The organism is Neobacillus sp. 19 (assembly GCF_049463095.1).
Lineage (GTDB): Bacteria > Bacillota > Bacilli > Bacillales > Cytobacillaceae > Neobacillus.
Genome location: NZ_JBMPZU010000035.1, coordinates 25614 through 47321 on the forward strand (window position 1 = coordinate 25614; position 21708 = coordinate 47321).

Here is a 21708-nt window from a genome sequence, read left to right on the forward strand (position 1 = left end):
TGATAAAGTAATTTTATAGTGCACACGATGCATAAAGATATGTTATAGTTATATAAAAAATTTAGCGAATCTTTTGAATACACGGGAAGGTGATCCATATGGCAGCAGAATTAAAAGTGAATGACAGCAGTCTTCCATTGCGTCGCGATGTAAAGCTACTAGGAAAAATGCTTGGAGAAATCCTTGTTAATCATGGTGGTACAGAACTATTTGAGAAAGTGGAAAAAATTAGACTTATGTGCAAAACACTTAGGTTCCACTTTGATCAAGAGATCTATCAAGCCTTAAAGGAAGAGATTAGCGGTTTAAGTTCGCCAATGCGGAAACAAGTCATCAGGGCATTTTCAATGTACTTTCATTTAATCAATGCCGCAGAGCAGAACCACCGAATTCGGAGGCGGAGACAATATCAGCTTGAAGATGAATCAATTGTTCAACCTGCATCAATTGAGAGTGCAATTCTAAAGCTTAAAGAAAACGAGATTAAGGACGATGTCATTCAAGATGTACTTAATACTTTGTCGCTTGAACTAGTGATAACTGCACATCCCACGGAGGCAACAAAACGATCCATTCTTGAAATTCAGCAGAGAATTGCAGCATTATTAAAGCTGCTTGATCATCCATTATTATCAACAAGAGAACAAAAAAAGCTCGAAGAGAGCTTGTTTAATGAAGTGGCCATATTATGGCAAACGGATGAACTGCGTGAACATAAGCCAACTGTGTTGGACGAGGTCCGTAATGGGTTGTATTATTTTGATCAGACTCTTTTCGAGGTGCTTCCTGAAATTCATCAGGAGGTTGCAGAGTGTCTTGAAAAAAATTATCCAAACACTTCTTGGGAGGTTCCTAATTTCCTTCGTTTTGGATCATGGATTGGCGGTGATCGTGATGGAAACCCAAATGTCACCCATGATGTGACCTGGGAAACATTAGAAAGACAGCGAAGGCTTGTCTTAAAAAAGTATAAAAATGTACTGGTAGATTTAATGAAACGATACAGTCATTCCACGACAAGGGTGGAAGTTAGTGACGAGCTTCTTTCCTACCTTGAGGAAAAAGAGGAATTATTTTTAACTGAAGAGAAAAAATGGCCGATAAAAACCGAAGTTTACCGCCGGGTTTTTGCATTGATCATTGAAAGAATACGTCAAGTCGGTAAATCCGACTTAGGTTATCAATCAGCCGATGAATTATTAGCGGATTTGTTTATGATTGACAATAGCTTAAAACAACATCATCCAACGGCACATGAATTAAAGATTATTCAAAAGCTGATTCGTCAGGTCCAGCTGTTTGGCTTCCATTTGGCCACACTTGATATTCGTAACCATAGCGGGGAGCATGAGGCAGCAATGACAGAAATACTGCGTAAAGTCCGCATTGCTGAAAATTATGCAACACTTTCTGAAGAGGAAAAGGTAAAAATACTGCAAGGTATTCTTATGGATCCAAGGCCGCTTCTTTTGCTAAATGAAGATTATTCAGCAGAAACACAGGAAATGATTAAGGTGTTCCAAATGATTAAAGCTGCTCACGAGGAATTCGGAAAACGGTCGATCTCTGTTTATCTCGTCAGTATGACAAAATCTTCGAGTGACTTATTAGAAGTACTTGTTTTAGCAAAAGAAGCCGGAATCTACCGACTTCATGCAGATGGAACATTGGAAAGTCATTTACATGTGGCACCATTATTGGAAACCATCGACGATCTAACAGCAGGTCCATCCATCATGGAAAATCTTTTTAACATGCCGGTTTACCGCAATCATTTGCAAATTCTGGGGAACCAGCAGGAAATTATGCTTGGTTATTCAGATGGCAGTAAAGATGGCGGGACATTAACGGCCAACTGGAAGCTGTATAAAGCACAGATTGAAATTCATGAAATGGCAAAAAGGTATCAGATAGGACTTAAATTCTTCCATGGCCGCGGGGGGTCGTTAGGTCGGGGCGGCGGTCCTTTAAACAAAAGTATTCTTTCACAACCGGCAGAAACGATTGGGGATGGCGTCAAAATTACCGAACAAGGTGAAGTTTTGTCATCTCGTTATCTGCTTGAGGATATTGCCTATCGCAGCTTGGAACAAGCGACCTCTACCTTGATCCTTGCTGCCACACATGTTTCAAAAGAAGCAGAGCAAGGGCATTTACGTGAACAGAATTGGGAAGAAGCCATTGAGGAAATCTCAAGTGATTCCTTGGCAAAATACCAATCACTTGTATTTGGAGATCCTGATTTTCTAACTTATTTTAATGAAGCCACACCATTAAAAGAACTCGGCGATCTTAATATCGGTTCAAGACCAATGAGTCGTAAAAATAGAGGGAGATTTGAGGACTTGAGGGCCATTCCATGGGTGTTTGCATGGACACAAAGCCGCCAGCTGCTTCCTGCATGGTATGCTGCGGGTACTGGTTTAGACAGCTTTGCTGCAAAAGATGAGAAAAATTTGAAGCTCCTGCAGGAAATGTATGAAAAGTGGCCATTCTTTCAATCAACCATTGACAATCTTCACATGGCTTTGATGAAGGCAGATATTACGACTGCGAAGGAATATTTATTACTTGTTGATGATAAAACAATTGCCGAAAGAATCTTTGCTAATATTCTAGATGAGTATGAAAAGACAAAAGCCATTCTTCTCAAAATTACCGGTGACAAAGAATTGCTTGATCACACTCCTAATATCAAGGAATCAGTGTTTAGAAGAAATCCATATGTGGATCCTTTAAACTTTTTACAGGTAGAACTAATAAAAGAACTGCGGGAACAGGACGAGCCTAATGAGGAACTTTTAACGGAAGTCCTTCTTACCATCAGCGGAATTTCCGCAGGTTTACGGAATACCGGTTGATATTGCAAAAAAAGCGATAACTCATTAAATGAGCTTATCGCTTTTTTAATTTTATTAAAATTTGACAACGGTCAAGGTTGAATTTTTCATTCCCCGATATGATGAAGGAGAAGAAAACAGAGAGGGGAAATGGAAAATGAAAACAGTTAAATTTCAAATGGAGGAGCTCACCTGCCCAAGCTGTATTAAAAAAATTGAAAAGGCACTCTTGAAGCTGTCAGGCGTCCAAGCAGCCCAGGTACTCTTTAACTCAAGTAAGGTAAAAGTCGTGTATAATGAAGCAAATATCGATTCAGAAAGAATAAAGGATATAATAGAAAAATTAGGTTACCAGATCTTAACCGCTAAGGAAAAATTGGGGGATGATTAGGATGACGCGAAATAGAAAGGGTGTAATAGTAATCCTATCAGGAAGCTTGCTCGCAGCTGCATTTTTATTTTACATGATAAAAATATATGTCATGAAGGATGCAGTTCTCATCCTTTCCACCTTGATAGCCGGTTATCCTATTGTCAAAAAAGCATGGCAATCCGTTAGGATGAGGGCCTCTAGCATTGAACTGCTGGTCACGATTGCCGTGGCAGGGGCACTGATGATTGGTGAATATGTGGAATCAGCAGCGGTTACTTTTTTATTTATATTTGGAGCCTATCTTGAAGCGCATACGCTTGAAAAAACTCGGAGGTCATTAAAATCTCTCATGGATATGGCCCCGCTAAAAGCCACAGTGAAAAGAGAGGGGAAATCAGTCAGTATTCCAGCGGAAGAAGTAAAAATAGGAGATCTTGTTCTAGTCCCTTCTGGAGAAAAAATTGCTGTCGACGGAATCGTCGTTTCTGGGCAGGCTTTGCTAAATGAAGCAGCCATCACAGGTGAGTCTGTTCCAGCCAGCAAACAAAAAAATGATCATGTATTCAGTGGAACTATCGTAGATAGCGGATATATCGAAGTGATAGCTGAAAGGGTTGGGGAAGATACCACTTTTGCCAAAATCATCGAGCTTGTGGAAGAGGCCCAAGAATCAAAGGCTAAAACCCAGAAATTCCTTGAGAAGTTTGCAAACTTTTATACACCGGTAATACTCGTCCTATCGGTCATGGTCTATTTCTTCACAAAGGATATCGAATTAACGCTTACCTTCCTGGTGATTGCCTGTCCGGGTGCCTTAGTCATTTCTGCACCAGTATCGATTGTTGCAGGAATCGGTAATGGCGCAAATAGCGGCATACTGATCAAGGGTGGAGAGGTGATGGAGAAATTATCCAAAATAGATGTCGTTTTATTTGATAAAACTGGAACACTTACTAAAGGACAGCCTGAAGTGACAGCCATTCAAGCCTATGGAATGGAGGAAGAGGAATTATTAACGATGGCAGCAGAGGCAGAGGTTATTTCCGAACACCATTTAGGCAAGACCATTGTAAGAGAAGCCAAAAGCAGGGGAATAAGACTTATTAATCGGCCGGATGATGTTGAGGTCATCAAAGGGCATGGTATTAAAGCAACTATTAAAGGGAAAAAGGTGATGATCGGAAACAGAAAATGGATGAAGGAAAATCAAATACGAATTTCTTATGATGTAGAGTCATACGCTGTGGGGCAAGAGAAAAAGGGAAATACAGCAGTGTTTGCTGCAATAAACAATCACATTATCGGGGTAATTTCGGTTGCCGATCGAATACGAGCTGAGGCCGCAGATACAATTCAGCATCTGAAGCAAATCGGAGTAAAACAAATATTTATGCTAACAGGTGATAACCTGCACACGGCAAAGACCGTGGCCAATCAGCTAGGAATTGACCAAGTTTATGCTGAACTTCTCCCCGAAGAAAAGGTAGAGAAGGTAAAACAATTACAGCAGCAAGGATTTAAAATTGCGATGGTTGGGGATGGTATCAATGATGCACCGGCCATTGCAATGGCCGATATTGGCATTGCAATGGGTGGTTCAGGGACCGATGCCGCGATGGAAATAGCCGATATGATTATTATTGCGGATAGGTTAGAAAAGCTGATTCATGGATATAAATTAGCAAAAGCAACTGTCAGCAATATGAAGCAAAATATGTTCTTTGCTGTGGCTACCGTTATGATTTTATTAGCAGGAGTATTATCGAAGAATATTTTTCTAGCATCTGGTATGTTCATTCATGAGTTTAGTGTTCTAATGGTCATATTAAATGCCCTTAGACTTGTGGGATATAATAAAGATAAAGGCAGGTTGTATAGGGAGGAGAAGCAAAATGAATCAGTGTCGGCACCAACCGCTTAATGGAACTAGTGTAAAAAAACTCTGTATTTCGTTAGTACCGATTTTTAACCATTTACAAGATGATGATATGTTTGAAATTGCAAAAACAAGCCAAAGCAAGACTTATCAAAAGGGGGAGATCATATTTGAAGCAGGGGACGCTTCCGATTATCTATATATTGTTCATAAGGGTCAGGTAAAAATATACCGGTTAACCGAATCCGGAAAAGATCAGCTGATCCGAATTATGTGTCCGGGGGATTTTATGGGCGAGCTCTCTCTCTTTACAAAGGAATCCTTAACTAATTATGCTGAAGCCATGAAACAAACTGAACTTTGTGTCATTCATAAATCTGATTTGCAGAAAATTTTATTAACAAAGCCAGAAATATCATTAAAAATTCTCGAGGTTTTTAGCAGTCGTTTAGATGAAGCGGAAAAGGCAATTGAAAGATTTCACACACAAGACGCTGAAAAAAGAATTGCCTCATATCTTATTGACTTAGTTCATAAAACTCACCCAAAATTATCCCCAGAAAATAAGGCTATAGAAATTACCCTGCCAATGAGTAAACGAGACCTCGCTTCATATATAGGAATGACCCAAGAAACATTAAGCAGAAGGCTATCCTCGTTTCAGGAGCTTGGCTGGATTGAACAAACCGGACAAAGAAAGCTCAATATCATGGAGTTAAAAATGGTTATGAAAATTGCAACAGAATAATAGTTAACTGCCAGGGAGATGCTTGAGAGCTTAAAGCATCCCTTTTGTCATGTCCGAGATAATTTTGAACATTTTATGAATTATGGATAAATGAATGGTTATTCATTCACTTCTGCGCAAAGTTCGACATTTCTCGATTATGCCGCATGATATATTTTAGCCAATAGAGAAACAAAGGAGTGGATGATGTATGGCTGTAAAAGAAAAAGTAATACAAGAAAAGCAGGTAGTTTCAGCAATGATTGATACATTAGCAAATAACGCTTCCAAGGCACTTGGAGAATTTCGCAGTTTTAATCAGGAAATGATCGATGAGATTGTAAAACAGATCGCTTTAACAGCACTTGAAAACCATAGATATCTAGCAAAGCTGGCGGTAGAAGAAACTAAGCGAGGGGTTTATGAGGATAAGGTTTTCAAAAATATGTTTGCTACTGAATGTATTTATAACAACATAAGGGATATGAAAACAGTTGGCATCATAAGTGAAAATGAAAATGAGGGTATGGTTGAGATGGCCGAGCCTGTCGGTGTGATAGCGGGAATTATCCCGGTTACTAACCCAACCTCAACGGTTATCTTTAAATCGTTAATTTCTCTTAAAACAAGAAATCCAATTATTTTTGCTTTCCCGCGTTATGCTCAAAAATGCTGCACTGTAACAGCTGATCTGTTAAGGGATGCAGCAAGAAAAGCTGGCGCTCCCGAGAACTGTATCCAGTGGATAGAAATCCCTTCCCATGAAGCCTTTCAAACCTTGATGAAGCATCCCAAGATCTCTCTCATCCTTGCAACAGGCGGACCAAACCTAGTAACTGCTGCTTATAGTTCAGGAAAACCGGCACTTGGTGTCGGCGCTGGGAATGTTCCTTGTTATTTCGAAAAAACCGCCGATATTAAACGAGCTGTCAACGACCTAATCTTATCAAAAACTTTTGACAACGGCATGATTTGTGCATCTGAACAAGCACTCATTATTGATAATGAGATTTATGACGAAGTACGGCAGGAATTAGTGACAAACAACTGTTATTTCTTAAACGAGGAAGAGCGGCAGATGGTCGAGCGGATTGCTATCGATCCAAAATACGAAGCACTTAATCCTTTGATTGTCGGTTTACCTGCATATACGATTGCCAAAATGGCAGGATTAAATGTTCCGATAAATACAAAAATCCTTATTGCAGAGTTAGATGGTGTAGGGCCAAACTATCCGCTCTCTTGTGAAAAATTAAGTCCACTTTTAGCCTGCTATAAGGTTAATAGTTTTTCAGAAGGGCTCTTAATAGCTGAGGAAACACTAGAATACGGTGGATTAGGACACTCCGCGGCGATTCATACTGCTGACCAAAATTTAGTTGATATATTTGCATTGCGGATGAAAGCAGGCCGGATTATTGTCAATACACCATCAACACATGGGGCAATCGGGGATATTTATAACACATCATTACCGTCGTTAACAATTGGATGTGGCACTTATGGAGGGAACTCGGTGTCACAGAATGTGGGAGCAGCAAATTTAATCAATATCAAAAAAGTAGCAAAAAGGAGAAATATGATCCAATGGTTTAAAGTGCCATCACAGATTTTCTTTGAGAAAAATTCCATCCAAATGCTTTCGCAGATTCCAGGAATCTCAAAAGCATTTATAGTTACAAGCGGAAGCTCGATAAAAAATGGCTATCTTGGCAAGGTCAGCTACTATCTTCAAAAGAATGGCAGTAATATTCAGTGTGAATATTTTTCAGATATTGAACCAGAGCCAAGTATTGAAACCGTTATGACTGGCGCAGAAAGAATGAGAAGGTTCCAGCCTGATTGTATCATTGCACTTGGCGGTGGTTCGGTAATGGATGCTGCAAAAGCAATGTGGTTATTTTATGAGCATCCTGATACAGATTTCCATAGCCTTACTCAAAAGTTCTTTGATCCGACTAAAAGAGTGGTTTCATTCCCAATGCTTCGCGGAAAAGCAAAATTCATAGCCATTCCAACTACTTCCGGAACTGGTTCAGAGGTAACGGCCTTTTCGGTAATAACTGATAAAAAGACCAATTTGAAATACCCATTGGCAGATTTCCAACTGACACCCGATGTGGCAATTATAGATTCGCAGTTTGTCATGACTGTCCCGAGGCATGTTACTGCTGACACTGGGATGGATGTTTTAACCCATGCAATTGAGGCATATGTTTCGGTTTTGGCAAATGATTATACGGACGGATTGGCACTTAAAGCTATTGAACTAGTGTTTAAGTATTTACCAAGGGCTTATAGAGATGGCAGTGATGAACAGGCACGTGAAAAAATGCACAATGCCTCAACAATTGCCGGAATGGCCTTTGCTAACTCATTCTTGGGTATCAATCACAGCCTTGCCCATGTCCTGGGGGCTGAGTTTAATATCCCGCATGGACGTGCCAATGCCATCCTTTTACCGCATGTAATTCGGTATAATGCTGCAAAACCAAATAAATTTATGACATATCCTAAATACGACCACTTTATTGCGGATGAGCGCTATGCAGAAATTGCAAAAATGCTGGGACTTCCTGCAAGCTCAACTGAGGAAGGAATTAAGAGTTTAATAAAGGCGGTTATTGCCTTGGCCAAAGAATTGGATATTCCAATGAGCATCCAAGCAAACGGGGTGAATAAAGAAAAATTCGAGAGCAAACTAGGCGTCCTTGCCGAACATGCTTTTGATGATCAGGATACGATTGCAAATCCAAAACAGCCTTATATTAGTGAACTTGCCGAAATATACCGCCAGGCTTATCTTGGTGTATAAGTCTACAAAAAGTTAAAATCAGTCCCAGAACCCTGAGACTAACTCTTCCAAAATAACATAATTTAGGTGATTACAACTTTTTTCAAAAAAAAATAAGGAGGGATTAATATGGTATATCAGAAAAAACCATGGTTAAAGTTTTATGATCCTAGAATTAGCAATGATGTATCAATCGAATACGAGTCATTATTTGATCTATTGAATCAAGCCGCCAATATTCATAATGACAAACCTGCTTTATCATTTTTTGGGAAAACATGGAGCTATAATGAAGCCAGAACGATTTCTGAATGGATGGCTGCTTCACTATATCGTGTGGGCCTTCATAAAGGAGATCGGATCGCAATCATGCTTCCAAACTGCCCACATTATATATTTAGTCTATTTGCTGCATTCCGATTAGGCGGGATTGCCGTTCAGGTAAACCCTATGTATGTCGAAAGGGAAATTGAATATGTCCTGAATGATTCCGGGGCGGAGTACATAGTTGTATTCGAAGCCCTTTACCCTAGAATCAAGCAGGTTCAGGCAAAGACATCATTAAAAAAGGTTATTGTTGTAGGGTTTGGAGGAAATAAAACTCCACTTGCAGATGGAGATATTTATTTTGAAGAGTTTTTAACCCATGACAATGTAATCCCTGAAATTCCAATTAATATAAATGAGGATGTGGCTATTTTACAATATACGGGAGGAACAACGGGTGTCGCTAAAGGTGTTATGCTTACACATCATAACTTATTGGCTAATATTATCCAGGTATGCGATTTTACCTATAATGCTGTCGAGGAGAAACCGGAAAACTTTAAAATTGTTAGTGTTTTGCCAATGTTTCATGTTTATGGTCTCTCCTGTAATGCACTTTCTGGAATTAGAATAGGCTGTAATCAGCTGATTTTGCCACGATTCGATGTCAATGAAATATTAGAACTCGTTAAACGAGAGAAACCATTCCAAATGACAGCGGTACCAACAATGATAATTGCATTGAATAGTCATCCTGATTTGGAGGAAAGCAGCATCGGAAATATTTTTTATTTGAACAGCGGCGGCGCTCCACTTCCGGTTGAACAGGTAAAATCGTTTGAAAAAAGAGCAGGTACAAGATTGTCAGACGGGTACGGATTATCCGAAACTGCCCCATCCGCGATTTCCACACCGCCATTTCTTCCGCGTAAATTAGGTAGTGTTGGTATTCCACTCCCGGGAACAGAGGCAAGGATCGTGGAGGAAACTTCGGAAGGATTTATTGATGTACCTGTCGGAGAAGCAGGAGAGTTGATCCTCCGCGGGCCGCAGGTAATGAAAGGATACTGGAAACGTCCTGGAGATACTGAAATGGTCTTGAGAGACGGCTGGCTGTTTACTGGGGATATTGCCAAAATGGATGAGGATGGATATTTTTATATTTTGGACAGAAAGAAGGATCTTATAATTGCCAGCGGTTACAATGTTTACCCTCGTGAGATTGAAGAGGTACTGTATCAGCATGAAGCAGTGGAAGAAGCTATTGTAATCGGGGTTCCTGACTCATATCGGGGGGAAACTGTAAAGGCATTTGTTAAGTTAAAGCAAGGGACTGCTGCAGCGCCGGAAAAACTTATTGAATTTGCAAAGGTAAATCTTGCACCATATAAGGTGCCGAAAGAAATTGTAATACTGGATGATCTTCCAAAGTCGTCAGTTGGAAAACTATTAAGAAGAATGTTACGTAAAGAACAAGAAAAAACTCAAGTATGAAATACACCTCTAGAACCTGCATTAGTGCTAAAGACTAATCTCTACAATCTACCTCATAGAAAATCACCACATAAAAACACCCTGTTTAAAATGAATTTTATCAAGTTTATCGGACGTTTGGAAAGGATGCGAGAAAAATGACTGGAAAAAAGGATAATGAAAAAGCTGAGGGAAGAGTTATTGGAAATTAGTGTGGAAGTGCCCGTGGAAGAGACAGCTGAGACACCAGCTGAAAATGAAGAACAGCTTACGAGCCTAGACCTTCTTTGGAAGCACGCGTTCGGGGAATTAGATGAATGGTCGAAGCGTGCCGATTTTCGGGATGAAGTTTTTTTGAAAGAAGCCAATCTATTTGCTGAGAGTGTGCAGCGTAATCAAGGAAACATGATAGAACTGAGTGCCCAATTTTATCAGGAATTTTCTGCATGGGAAAAAATAGCCAGGGAAGAATTTTTAATGTCTACCACCAGTTTGCAGCATTTTTTCCCGCTTAAGTCCTATGAAGATATAAATGCACAGATAGACCAAATTCAAGAAAGGACATTGACGATTCTCGCAGCACCGTGTCAAAAGATAGTCAGCACTATGTCAATGGATAAATATCTTGAAATGATTGATCAATATATTGCCCTTCGTAAAAAAGGAAGAGAGCAATATATAAAAACAGTAAAACAAGCAGGCTCCTTAATTTACGAAAATCAGAAGGGCTTTGTAAATCTTTTTGCTAAACAAATTAAAACGTTAATGTTTCCGCTAAATAAATACTTGGAAAAAAGTGAAGAACTTACAAAATCTTAATACTTAAGGGGTGGAGCGGAATGGGGAAGGATAAAACATATGATCCATTTGACGGGGTCAAGCGGGTAAGCGAAATGTGGGAAAAACAACTAAATGGTTTGTTATATATGATGACTGACAATAATGAGTTCGTTAAGCTACTAAAAGCAGGCACAGAAAGCCATGCGCGGCACATGGAGCTTTTAAGAAAAAATCAGGAGCTTATGGCTGGTGTAATGAATTTCCCGACGAAAAAAGATGTTGCTAATGTAGCAAAGCTGTCGATCCAGGCTGAAGAAAAGATTGACATTTTAGAAGAGCAACTTTGGAATTTACAGGACAGCATTGGTTTATTAAATAAAGAAAATCTTGAGATGTTCCAAGAAGTGGTGAATGTTGCCAAGCAGATGAAGAATGAATTCCAAAAAGTTACATTAGAAATAGGAGAAACAAAAAAAATTCAAACTGAATTAATGCAAGAGATTACTCAACTGTCGGATATTAAAGCGGAACTTGCCGCTCTGAAAGGTTTGAGCCAAAAAGGGAAGGCAAAAGAAAAAGAAAAGACAAAAGAAAAAGAAAAGGCAAAAGAGAAGGATAAAGAGCTAGTTTTTACTGGTGCTGGTACTTCTAAATCATAATGAAGGGAGCATAGAACGAAATGAGCGTAAAGGCATCAGTTACGAAGTATATTCAACAAATTGACATAGATAAGGAAACCGCAAGATGGAATCAAGTCTATAAAGTATTAACGGAACCAAAACCAGATATTGTGCCGACACCAAGAGAGATTATTTGGAAAAGGAATAAATCTAGCTTATATTATCACCCGGCGAAAGAAAAAAAATATCAAATCCCATTGTTCTTGGTCTACTCATTATTAAATAAACCATATATTTTAGATGTCGGGGAAGGAAGCAGTGTCGTTGGCGGCCTGACAGAACGCGGATACGACGTTTATTTTCTGGATTGGGGCTCGCCCGGCTATGAAGATCGAGATATTACCTTGGATAATTATATCCTGGATTATTTAGAAAACGCTGTAAAGCGGGCAGTCCGACATTCAGGAGCCAAGGAAATTTCCATGATAGGATATTGTTTAGGCGGGACAATTTCAGCAATCCTTACTTCCATTACGAATATACCGATAAAAAACTTAATTCTTGCCACAGTGCCGATTGATTTTAGTGTTGGGATTGTCCCTGATAAATGGTTAAAGGGGCTTCAAAAAGGACTTATTAATTTTGATCGGTTTTCCGATGTGTATGGTGTTATTCCTTCAGAGTATATGTATCTCATGTTTAGAGGGCTCTCACCAGTCTATATGAGTCCTTGGATTAATCTAATTACCCGTGCCCATGATGCGGACTATGTTGAAAAGTGGCGAAGAATGGACAAATGGACAAAAGACACTGCTTCATTTGCAGGTGCATCCTTCAAGCAATTATTTAATGATTTCTATAAAGATAACAAGCTATTGAAGGGAGAGCTTACGATTGGCGGCAGAAAAGTAGATTTAAAGAATATTACCTGCCCGGTTTTTGTTTTTTCCACTTCAAGGGACACACTAGTATTGGAACAGCAAAGCCTGCCGATTATGGATATGATTTCAAGTGAAGATAAAACCTATGAGGTATTTGAAGGCGGTCATGTTTCACTAGCGCTAACAGGAATGTTTGCCATTTTTGCTGATAAATGGCTTGCAACACGGTCAAATGAAGTTGAGAAAGCACCAGTATAATGGGAAGAAACAAACATAAAATGATGGACGGGAAGATGGATGGGGGTCCAATTCTTCCCGAAAAGGTAATTTACACAGCTGTTTTTTGCTGAGTGAGGAATCTCCTTAACAGGAGGTTAAACCGGTCTTTTGCTTCCAGTTTGGCAAGGTGGCCGGTATTCCTCATAATGATGAATTCAGAATGTGGAATCAGTTTATGCATGCATGCCTGAATCCAGACAGGCAAAACAGAGTCATATTGTCCGCCTATAATTAGAGTTGGAACATTAATTTTAGGCAGTAAAGACCGATTATTAACTTCAAGACACATTTTCAATGATTCAAGGAAAATTGGATGTTTGGGCCGGAAATAATGACAAAATATCTCCATCATATCCTTATTCCAGGAGTAAAGTGCCATGCGTCCGAGGAATTCCGCTTGTTTTCCTGCAGCTGAAACGGACTCAAACTTTTTTTTGCGGTTCTTAAATAATAGACCCTTAAGCTTCTTAGGGAAAAAGTGGAATGTACTAACCAACATGAGTGAACGACAATGGTCGGGAGACTGACGATAGATTTCCTGTGCAACGGCTCCGCCCATTGACAGCCCTAGGATGTGGGCGTTTTCAATTTTTAGCTCCTTTAACAATCCAATCAAGTCAGAGGCGAAGTTTTGAATTGATATACCATCCGTTTTTTCACATTCCCCATGACCGCGTAAATCAGGAATAATCAACTCAAACTGATCCGCTAATTCAAATTGGTTTTGCCACCCTTCCTTTACTTCACCTAAGCCATGAATTAGAACCAATGGTTCCCCGTTACCAAAATGCAAGTAAGGCACCCCTGATTTACTAACGCTAGCCTTTTCCATTTTACACCACCTTGTCATTTTTATTTAGTTTATATCCAAGTTCACTAAATTGTAAACATATAAATACTAATAATATCTATATTTATTTTACATATTGACAAAATATTACTTATAGGTGTAAAATACATGTAGGTGAGGTGATGAAGATATGGTAAACCAAGATAAACAATCAGTCAATCCATCAAAAAATTTTGTGCTGCCATTTATTTTATTGCTTCTTAGCAAAGTTTCTCTTCATGGGTATGAACTAAGCCAAAAGCTGGAGACATTCGGATTTAAGGCTCTCGACCAAGGGAACTTATATAGGATGCTAAGACAGTTGGAAAAGGATGAACTTGTTTCATCAGAATGGGATACAACAGGCAGTGGTCCGGCCAAAAGAAGATATTCTATAACAAAAGCGGGTGTTACATACTTAAAAGGCTATGCCAATCAGCTAGAAACCTATCAATCAATCCTAGACCAATTCTTCAAGATGTATTCCAGTTTTCTTGAGCTCTATATTCCTTCTTTCCATAAGAAGGATCCAATAGAGAAAGTAAATAAGAATAGGAGGAGGAAGGACGATGGCTCAGAAGAAAAGTGAAACGGCTCTTGCTGCTGATGAAAAAAAGATTCCGGCAGCAGAAGAAACGGTAATCGTAGGTTCATTTGTAACTACATTCTGGGATCAGTATGAGCAATCACGCGAAAGGAGAGAGCAGCTTCGGGAAAACCGTGAGGATGCCTACATTAATGCGCTAAGAGAGGTCATTAAGTTCAATAAGCAGTATCGAAAATCCATCGCCAAATTGTATGATCAGACGAAAAAAACAAACAAGGATGCGATGTCTGAACTGATGCATCAATTTAAAGCAGTCGAAGAAGAGGTGAAAGAAGAACCTGCATACACAAACGATCGCGAAGAACTCAAGAACCAACTAAAAGAGGTTTCAGGACAATTAGAGAAATTGGCACTTACACCAATACGATCCATATTCCAAATCATCGATCAATTAGAAGATAATTTTGAAAAAAATGCAGAATCACGTGTAGCCTACGCTCGTGAACGGAGAAATGCTTGGCTCGCAGTTCGCAAGGAATATGTTAGGAAAGCAAGAAATACACATCTAAACCTTGTAGAACGCGGCAAAAGTAGTTTTAAAGAACTAGTAAAAACGCAATAACCTCAAATTTTAGAATAAGGGGAATTAGCAGCATTGTTTAACATAAAAGTCCAATATCAAAGGTAAAACCACATTCTCTATTAATAAAGAGAGTGTGGTTTTTTTATTTCATTAATATAGAAAGCGATTCGGATGGGAATAATCGACTAAAGTAATAGGGAAATACTTTATTTATTATTGGAATTGTGGCATCATTAATTGGCCGGATTTTATTTTTTGAGAAGTAAGGAGATATTTTAACATGGATTTACTTATGCTTATTAAAGCAATTATTTTAGGTTTAGTAGAAGGTTTAACTGAGTTTGCGCCCGTATCTTCAACCGGACATATGATTATTGTCGATGATATGTGGCTGAAATCTGAAACGTTTTTAACAAAGCACGGGGCTAACACCTTTAAAGTGGTCATTCAGCTTGGTTCCATTCTTGCAGTTGTCGTTACATTTAAAGACCGGTTTATTAACTTGTTAAGTCTAGGACGGTTTAGTAAGCAAACAGTTGGCAGTGGTAGCCGCCTAAAATTATCACAAATTTTTGTAGGATTAATTCCTGCGGGCGTCCTTGGCGTCCTGTTTAATGATTATATTGATGACCACCTATTTTCCACTGGTACTGTTCTAATTGGTTTAGTAATTGGCGCCGTATTTATGATTCTTGCTGATCTGATCGGCCCAAGGAATCCAAAAACCAAAACAGTTGATCAAATTTCGTATGGACAAGCATTGGCGGTAGGTCTTTTTCAATGTTTTTCCCTTTGGCCTGGGTTCTCACGGTCTGGTTCGACTATATCAGGAGGGGTATTAATGGGGATGAGCCATCGTGCAGCCGCTGACTTTACCTTTATTATGGCGGTACCGATAATGGCCGGGGCAAGTTTTCTTTCCTTATTGAAAAACTGGGAATATATGACGATGGATGCGCTGCCGATCTTTATCGCTGGCTTTATTAGTGCCTTTATTTTTGCGCTGCTTTCCATACGATTTTTCTTAAAACTAATCAATAAAATAAAACTATTACCATTTGCAATTTATCGAATTCTATTAGCTTTAATCATCTATTTTGTTTTCTTCTAATCAAAACGGGCAATTCCTATTTTAGGAACTGCCTTTTTTTATTGAGACTGATGTCCCATATAAGTGGAAAACGGCATGTACCCATTCCCTTTCCTTTTGGATAAATACCTGTTTCCAGTGTGAGAGGAGCCTATACCATCAGGTTTGAATAGAATATTTTAAAATAAGGGAATTATTCGCAGCAAATGAAAGGAGGGAAACTCATGGAAATGAATCGAAGTGGACAGTGTATTTGTCACGAAATGGAACAACTTCTTGAAGAACAGAAAAAGCTGTCTTTTGAAGGATTTCGTTTCATTTGTGAAAAGTTTGGATTTGACACCATTCCATTTATACTTTCAAATGGGAAATGTCCATTTGAAACTTTTGGGATTACAAGGTATGGGAAGTTTTTTACTACACAAGTTTTTAGGTTAGAAGACGTTGATTCAAGACATTGTTGTGCTACATTATCACTTTTAATGCCGGTTGATATGGATGGTTGCCCTGTGGAGTTATGTGATGATGTGTATTCGCTGATAAAAACCGATATCTGTTTAATTGTAGATCTAAGCTGTTTTTGTACGATTCAGCCGTTATCCCCCAAATTAGTTAATCGAGAGCTGCCCATTATCGAACCAAAATGTTAGTAATTAAGAAATGAGGGACTGTTTTTACTTGTTTTAGCGGCAGACCCTCATTTTATTACCTCTTCAGAGCATTAAACAGGATAAACATCCTTAAAGGCTGCAAGTCCAGATTCACAAGATTGGGCTTATTCTTTTTTTCAAATCTTCCTAATATGGATATGTGTCTATCGCACATTTTTATCTAGGTGAATAGGATATATGGAAATCCAAAAAGGAGGTAATGTTAATGTCTGGTGCAGCAGGTGGCTATGGCGGCGGATTTGCCCTACTAGTCGTTTTGTTTATTTTGTTAATTATTATCGGAGCTTCTTGGGGTTACGGATTCTATTAATATAAAAGAGGAGGAAATTAAATGTTTGGTTATGGTGGATATGGCGGCTACGGCTATGGTGGTTGTGGCTACGGCGGATTTGGATTTGGCGGCGGTTTCGCATTAATCGTTGTATTGTTTATCCTTTTAATTATTGTCGGTGCAGCTTGCTTTAGATGGTAATTAGAAAAGCTCCAGCACTAAGGGTGCTGGAGCTTTTCAGTATTGGAATTTCATTAAATCTCATACATTACACTAGTACAAGTTGTTCTGTGTTGGTCAATGTACCCCAAACAATTTGTTCCACTTCAGAACCTTCTAATGTCTCTTTCTTTAATAATGCATCAACCAATTGCTGATACTGATCTTGATGGGCTTTGATCAGCATCTCAGCCTTTTCTAAGCTTTTTGCAAACAGTTCCTGCATTTTTGTTTCTTTATCCTGTTTATTGAATGTCAAGGTAAAACCATCTTGAAGCATTCCGGTATCAACCATTTGCTCTATGATTTGTTTTGCCTGCTGTACATCACCGCTAACACCAATACTGTGTTCGCCAAGAAGCATTCTCTCAGCAACACCGCCTGCTAATATCATGGCAACACGATCCAGAAGGTCAGAGGTTGTCGATAAATGCAATTCTTTTGGAATTGGTGCAACATAACCAAGCGCTTCACCGCGAGGGATGATTGTAGCTTTTCTAACTGAACCGGGCCTTGTTAATGAGGCGACAATCGCATGGCCGGCTTCGTGGATGGCGACCCTCCGTTTTGTATCAACATCCTGTAAAGAACGTGAAGTGCTTCCTAGTATGGTACGGTCAAGAGCATAATCAAGGTCTTGTTTTTGAATGTGTTCCTGTCCATTTCGAACAGCTCGTCTGCTTGCAGTTTCAAAAAGGGACTGAAGCTCAGCGCCTGAGAATCCTGAAGTGCTTTCTGCCAGCGCGTCTAAGGATGTATGAACATCCTCTGCAAGAGATTTTCCTTTCGTATGAAGCTCGATAATTTCTCGTCTGCCCCTTGTATCAGGCAGAGGGACATGGAAGGAGAAGTCAATTCTTCCTGGACGAAGGAAGGCCTCATCAAGCATATCTTTCCTGTTTGTTGCGGCAATAAACAAAATTCCATCATTGGAATGACCGCCATCAAGCTGGACGAGAAGTTCCGTTAAGGTTTTTTCTGCTTCCTCACCGCCATGGGCTTTTCTTTTACCGGCAAGTGCATCGACTTCATCGATGAAAATAACAGCAGGACCTTGCTTTCGTGCTGCTTGGAATAAAGAACGTACCCTGCTTGCTCCTACACCAACAAATAGTTCATTAAACGCGCTTCCGCTGGCAGAGAAGAAAGCTGCATTTAATTCCCGAGCGATTGCTTGTGCTAATAAGGTTTTACCTGTTCCGGGTGGTCCGTATAACAGAATTCCTTTTGGTGGTTTAATGCCTAGCTTAGCAGATCGCTCAGGCTCTTTTAGAGTTGAAAGTGTTTGTAATATTTCTTCCTTCATTTCATCACCGAGGCCGCCGACATCTTCTAAACTGATTGTCGGCAGTGGGCGTGACTTGGCAACACTATTTTTCATTGAGTTATGAAGTCCGAATCCGCCCTTAGATTTTTGAAGGGCAAAGGCAGCACCTGCTAATAAAAGGATGATTCCACCCATAATCCATTTCCCATAACGACTGCTAGTTGAATAGGAATAGTCGATATTATATTTTTCTACCAGTTTATCAATCATGTCGCTATTAGGCGGAACATGGGAAATGAATTCGGTTTCTCCAGCCTTTATATACAAGCTGCCATCAGCTCGTTCAGTGAGAATAACAGGGTCGCCATTCTGAGCTTGGATGGTTTTCTCCACCGAAGAGAATGGGATGGATACCTCCGAATTTGATGTTTGGATATACCAAGAGATTCCTGCCATAATTAATATAAACGCTGCGAACAGCGGAATAAACTTTGAAACTATTTTTTTACTTTGATTCATTTATTTCATCTCCTCTAACAGAGTTAACTCTATTATAAATTAACTTCCAGAAAAATGGATGTGGGAATCGGTGGAAGGATAAAAACACACCTTCAGTAAATCGAAAGTGTGTTCCTAATTCTATGATAATAAACGAAGATGGGGAATAATGGGCATTAACACACTTTGGGCGAGGACTCCAAAACTTACTCCCATGCTTGATGATTTATCCCATTTAAATACATGGACTTTTTCATCTTTGCCTTCATACAAAAATAATAACTGCTTTCCTTCTTCTGCAATGCCAATCTTACTATAGGTAACGTTATTTTGCTGTAGAACAATTTCGAATGCTTTGTGCAATAAGGCTAAGGTTTGATCATCAATTTTATTAAGTTCCATAATTCCTCCTAGGGCATCTATTTTTAAATACGATTACCATCATTATAGTATTTTACCGGAGGAGTTTAAAGAAAAAATCCGTGTTCATTCATTGGCCGATAAGAAAACTTTCTTATCAGCCATAAGTGCAACTACGCCTCTGTCTTCGCCAATCGGCGAGTTTTCTTTAAAATATTGCAAAGTTGCCGTTTGCGAGATAAGATTTAAGTTATGGAAAAAATTTTTTGATTGTTATAAGAGAGGAAGACAAGATGGGTAAAAATTTTAGAGAAGACGTTTTATCACGCAGGACATTCGCCATTATTTCCCACCCGGATGCTGGTAAAACGACACTTACGGAAAAATTATTATTATTTGGCGGAGCGATTCGCGATGCAGGTACAGTTAAAGCAAAGAAAACTGGTAAATTCGCTACAAGTGACTGGATGGAAATTGAAAAGCAGCGTGGAATTTCAGTCACATCCAGTGTTATGCAATTTGACTATGATGGATTCCGAGTAAATATTTTAGATACTCCTGGTCACCAGGATTTTAGTGAGGATACTTACAGAACTTTAATGGCGGTCGATAGTGCTGTCATGATTGTCGATTCAGCGAAAGGGATCGAGGAACAAACACTCAAGCTATTTAAAGTGTGCCGGATGCGCGGCATTCCAATCTTTACGTTCATGAATAAGCTTGATCGTCAGGGGAAGGCACCTCTTGAGCTCTTAGCCGAACTAGAAGAGGTACTTGGAATTGAATCGTATCCAATGAACTGGCCAATTGGTATGGGGAAAGAATTTCTTGGTATTTATGATCGTTTCAACAATCGAGTGGAACAATTTCGAGTGAATGAGGATGAGCGGTTTATCCCATTAAATGATGATGGGGAGATTACTGGAGACCATAAGTTAAAATCTTCAGGACTGTATGATCAAACGCTTGATGAAATTATGCTGCTTAATGAAGCCGGAAATGAGTTTTCAGCCGAAAAGGTGGCTGATGGTACATTGACACCAGTATTCTTTGGAAGTGCGTTAACTAACTTTGGTGTCCAGACCTTCCTTGAGTCATACTTAAAGTTTGCGCCGCCGCCAAAGGCCCGTAATTCATCGATTGGGGAAATCAATCCACTGGGAGACCAATTTTCAGGCTTTGTTTTTAAAATTCAAGCGAACATGAATCCTGCACACCGTGACCGTATTGCTTTTGTGCGAGTGTGCTCCGGGAAATTCGAACGGGGGATGACTGTTAATATTCCGCGCCTTGGAAAACAATTAAAGCTTTCTCAATCAACTTCATTTATGGCGGAAGAACGAAATACAGTTGATGAAGCGGTTAGCGGTGACATTATCGGTTTATACGACACAGGAACATATCAAATAGGTGATACCCTTACAACGGGTAAGGATGACTTCCAATATGAAAGATTACCGCAGTTTACTCCTGAATTATATGTAAAGGTGTCGGCTAAAAACGTGATGAAGCAAAAATCCTTTTATAAAGGCATCGAACAATTAGTCCAGGAAGGGGCCATTCAGCTCTTTAAAACCGCTAGGATGGAAGATTATTTATTAGGTGCCGTCGGACAGCTTCAGTTCGAAGTATTTGAGCACAGGATGAGAAATGAGTACAATGCAGAAGTGATAATGGAACGGATGGGTTCCAAAATTGCCCGTTGGGTTGAAAACGATACTGTGGATGAAAATTTGTCAAGTACACGCAGTCTATTGGTGAAAGACCGTTATGATAATTTTGTGTTTTTATTTGAAAACGAGTTTGCATTAAGATGGTTTCAAGAAAAAAATCCGACCGTCACACTGTACAACCCAATGGATCAGAATGAATAAAATGGGAAATACTGGAAAAGTTTCATTAACCTGGGTATTTTAGGATTGGATTGGGCATGATAAATTTGAGGGTTTCTTTCTCAAATTGCCATATAGAAGCGGGATTGTACAATGAAAAAAATGAGCAGGCTGGAAGCCGTTTTGTGGAATATTGCTTTTCCTGGTTTCACTCAATTGTTAACAGGACATTATATTAAAGGGGTATTGTTTGTCGTTTTAGAATTTTTAATGAATGTTAATAGCCGCTTTAACCAGGCGATCATGTACAGCTTCTTAGGCGAAATCGAAAGGGCTGAAGCGGTTATTAATTACCAATGGCTTATGTTTTATCCATGTGTTTATATGTTTTCAATGTGGGATGGTTATCGCTCTGCCATGCCGGCAAATGAAAAGCACTCTTACTTACCATTTGTTTTTAGTGCTTATTTTGTTACGGTAGGTTTAATGTTATCGCCAAAAATAACGTTTTTTCAACTGCACCCTGGTCCTGTCTTTTTACCAATGCTATCTTTAATTCCCGGACTGTTAATTGGGTTTTCACTTAAATATTTATTGATTAAAAAACGTCACCATCATTAATTTTTTTAGT

General features: G+C 39.3%; 20 protein-coding genes. 17 read left to right on the forward strand and 3 right to left on the reverse strand.

The window, feature by feature from the left end; all coding sequences use genetic code 11:
- The first annotated feature begins 98 nt into the window (after window positions 1-98).
- The 9 genes from ppc to ACO1D1_RS11600 all read left to right on the forward strand — a co-directional run bounded on the left by ppc (window position 99) and on the right by ACO1D1_RS11600 (window position 12889).
- A complete protein-coding gene (gene ppc, locus ACO1D1_RS11560) occupies window positions 99-2861 on the forward strand; it encodes a phosphoenolpyruvate carboxylase (RefSeq protein WP_149869370.1) in 2763 nt (920 codons plus the stop codon).
- Window positions 2862-2997: 136 nt separating this feature from the next.
- The gene (locus ACO1D1_RS11565) at window positions 2998-3231 is read left to right on the forward strand and encodes a heavy-metal-associated domain-containing protein (protein WP_149869371.1); all 234 of its coding nucleotides are present in this window, start codon (window positions 2998-3000) and stop codon (window positions 3229-3231) included.
- 1 nt (window position 3232) lies between these two features.
- On the forward strand, window positions 3233-5134 hold the full coding sequence (locus tag ACO1D1_RS11570; RefSeq protein ID WP_423336031.1) for a heavy metal translocating P-type ATPase: 1902 nt from the start codon (window positions 3233-3235) through the stop codon (window positions 5132-5134).
- Complete coding sequence (locus ACO1D1_RS11575) at window positions 5106-5837, forward strand: Crp/Fnr family transcriptional regulator (RefSeq protein ID WP_423336032.1); 732 nt, start codon at window positions 5106-5108, stop codon at window positions 5835-5837. The genes ACO1D1_RS11570 and ACO1D1_RS11575 overlap by 29 nt, the downstream gene beginning before the upstream one ends.
- A gap of 190 nt (window positions 5838-6027) precedes the next feature.
- A complete protein-coding gene (gene adhE / locus ACO1D1_RS11580; RefSeq protein ID WP_423336033.1) occupies window positions 6028-8631 on the forward strand; it encodes a bifunctional acetaldehyde-CoA/alcohol dehydrogenase in 2604 nt (867 codons plus the stop codon).
- A gap of 108 nt (window positions 8632-8739) precedes the next feature.
- Window positions 8740-10371, forward strand: a complete 1632-nt coding sequence (locus ACO1D1_RS11585; protein ID WP_423336034.1) for a long-chain-fatty-acid--CoA ligase — start codon at window positions 8740-8742, stop codon at window positions 10369-10371.
- Window positions 10372-10527: 156 nt separating this feature from the next.
- The gene (locus ACO1D1_RS11590; RefSeq protein WP_423336035.1) at window positions 10528-11169 is read left to right on the forward strand and encodes a hypothetical protein; all 642 of its coding nucleotides are present in this window, start codon (window positions 10528-10530) and stop codon (window positions 11167-11169) included.
- Between the two features lie 20 nt (window positions 11170-11189).
- Entirely contained in the window at window positions 11190-11789 is a 600-nt protein-coding gene (locus tag ACO1D1_RS11595; protein WP_423336036.1) for a polyhydroxyalkanoate biosynthesis repressor PhaR, read from the forward strand.
- 20 nt (window positions 11790-11809) lie between these two features.
- Complete coding sequence (locus ACO1D1_RS11600) at window positions 11810-12889, forward strand: alpha/beta fold hydrolase (protein ID WP_423336037.1); 1080 nt, start codon at window positions 11810-11812, stop codon at window positions 12887-12889.
- A 70-nt stretch (window positions 12890-12959) separates the two neighbouring features.
- Here ACO1D1_RS11600 and ACO1D1_RS11605 read toward each other — a convergent pair whose 3' ends face one another.
- Window positions 12960-13742, reverse strand: coding sequence for an alpha/beta fold hydrolase (locus ACO1D1_RS11605; RefSeq protein ID WP_423336038.1), 783 nt, complete (start codon window positions 13740-13742; stop codon window positions 12960-12962).
- Between the two features lie 148 nt (window positions 13743-13890).
- On the opposite strand from ACO1D1_RS11605, the gene phaQ reads away from it, so the two are divergent.
- From phaQ to ACO1D1_RS11635, 6 genes are all read left to right on the forward strand, one after another.
- The gene (phaQ, locus tag ACO1D1_RS11610) at window positions 13891-14328 is read left to right on the forward strand and encodes a poly-beta-hydroxybutyrate-responsive repressor (protein WP_423336039.1); all 438 of its coding nucleotides are present in this window, start codon (window positions 13891-13893) and stop codon (window positions 14326-14328) included.
- Window positions 14309-14908: a hypothetical protein gene (locus ACO1D1_RS11615; RefSeq protein ID WP_149869380.1), complete on the forward strand. Its 600-nt coding sequence runs from the start codon at window positions 14309-14311 to the stop codon at window positions 14906-14908. The genes phaQ and ACO1D1_RS11615 overlap by 20 nt, the downstream gene beginning before the upstream one ends.
- 241 nt (window positions 14909-15149) lie before the next feature.
- The gene (locus tag ACO1D1_RS11620; protein WP_423336040.1) at window positions 15150-15980 is read left to right on the forward strand and encodes an undecaprenyl-diphosphate phosphatase; all 831 of its coding nucleotides are present in this window, start codon (window positions 15150-15152) and stop codon (window positions 15978-15980) included.
- A 203-nt stretch (window positions 15981-16183) separates the two neighbouring features.
- On the forward strand, window positions 16184-16609 hold the full coding sequence (locus ACO1D1_RS11625) for a CotY/CotZ family spore coat protein (protein ID WP_190284848.1): 426 nt from the start codon (window positions 16184-16186) through the stop codon (window positions 16607-16609).
- A gap of 226 nt (window positions 16610-16835) precedes the next feature.
- Window positions 16836-16940, forward strand: a complete 105-nt coding sequence (locus tag ACO1D1_RS11630) for a YjcZ family sporulation protein (RefSeq protein ID WP_074432825.1) — start codon at window positions 16836-16838, stop codon at window positions 16938-16940.
- A 21-nt stretch (window positions 16941-16961) separates the two neighbouring features.
- A complete protein-coding gene (locus tag ACO1D1_RS11635) occupies window positions 16962-17102 on the forward strand; it encodes a YjcZ family sporulation protein (RefSeq protein ID WP_149869383.1) in 141 nt (46 codons plus the stop codon).
- 67 nt (window positions 17103-17169) lie between these two features.
- Here ACO1D1_RS11635 and ACO1D1_RS11640 read toward each other — a convergent pair whose 3' ends face one another.
- Both ACO1D1_RS11640 and ACO1D1_RS11645 read right to left on the reverse strand, forming a co-directional pair.
- Complete coding sequence (locus ACO1D1_RS11640) at window positions 17170-18906, reverse strand: AAA family ATPase (protein ID WP_423336041.1); 1737 nt, start codon at window positions 18904-18906, stop codon at window positions 17170-17172.
- Window positions 18907-19026: 120 nt separating this feature from the next.
- A complete protein-coding gene (locus ACO1D1_RS11645) occupies window positions 19027-19287 on the reverse strand; it encodes a hypothetical protein (protein WP_149869385.1) in 261 nt (86 codons plus the stop codon).
- Between the two features lie 251 nt (window positions 19288-19538).
- On the opposite strand from ACO1D1_RS11645, the gene ACO1D1_RS11650 reads away from it, so the two are divergent.
- Complete coding sequence (locus ACO1D1_RS11650; protein WP_149869386.1) at window positions 19539-21119, forward strand: peptide chain release factor 3; 1581 nt, start codon at window positions 19539-19541, stop codon at window positions 21117-21119.
- A gap of 111 nt (window positions 21120-21230) precedes the next feature.
- The gene (locus ACO1D1_RS11655; protein ID WP_423336042.1) at window positions 21231-21698 is read left to right on the forward strand and encodes a hypothetical protein; all 468 of its coding nucleotides are present in this window, start codon (window positions 21231-21233) and stop codon (window positions 21696-21698) included.
- The last annotated feature ends 10 nt before the right edge of the window (window positions 21699-21708 follow it).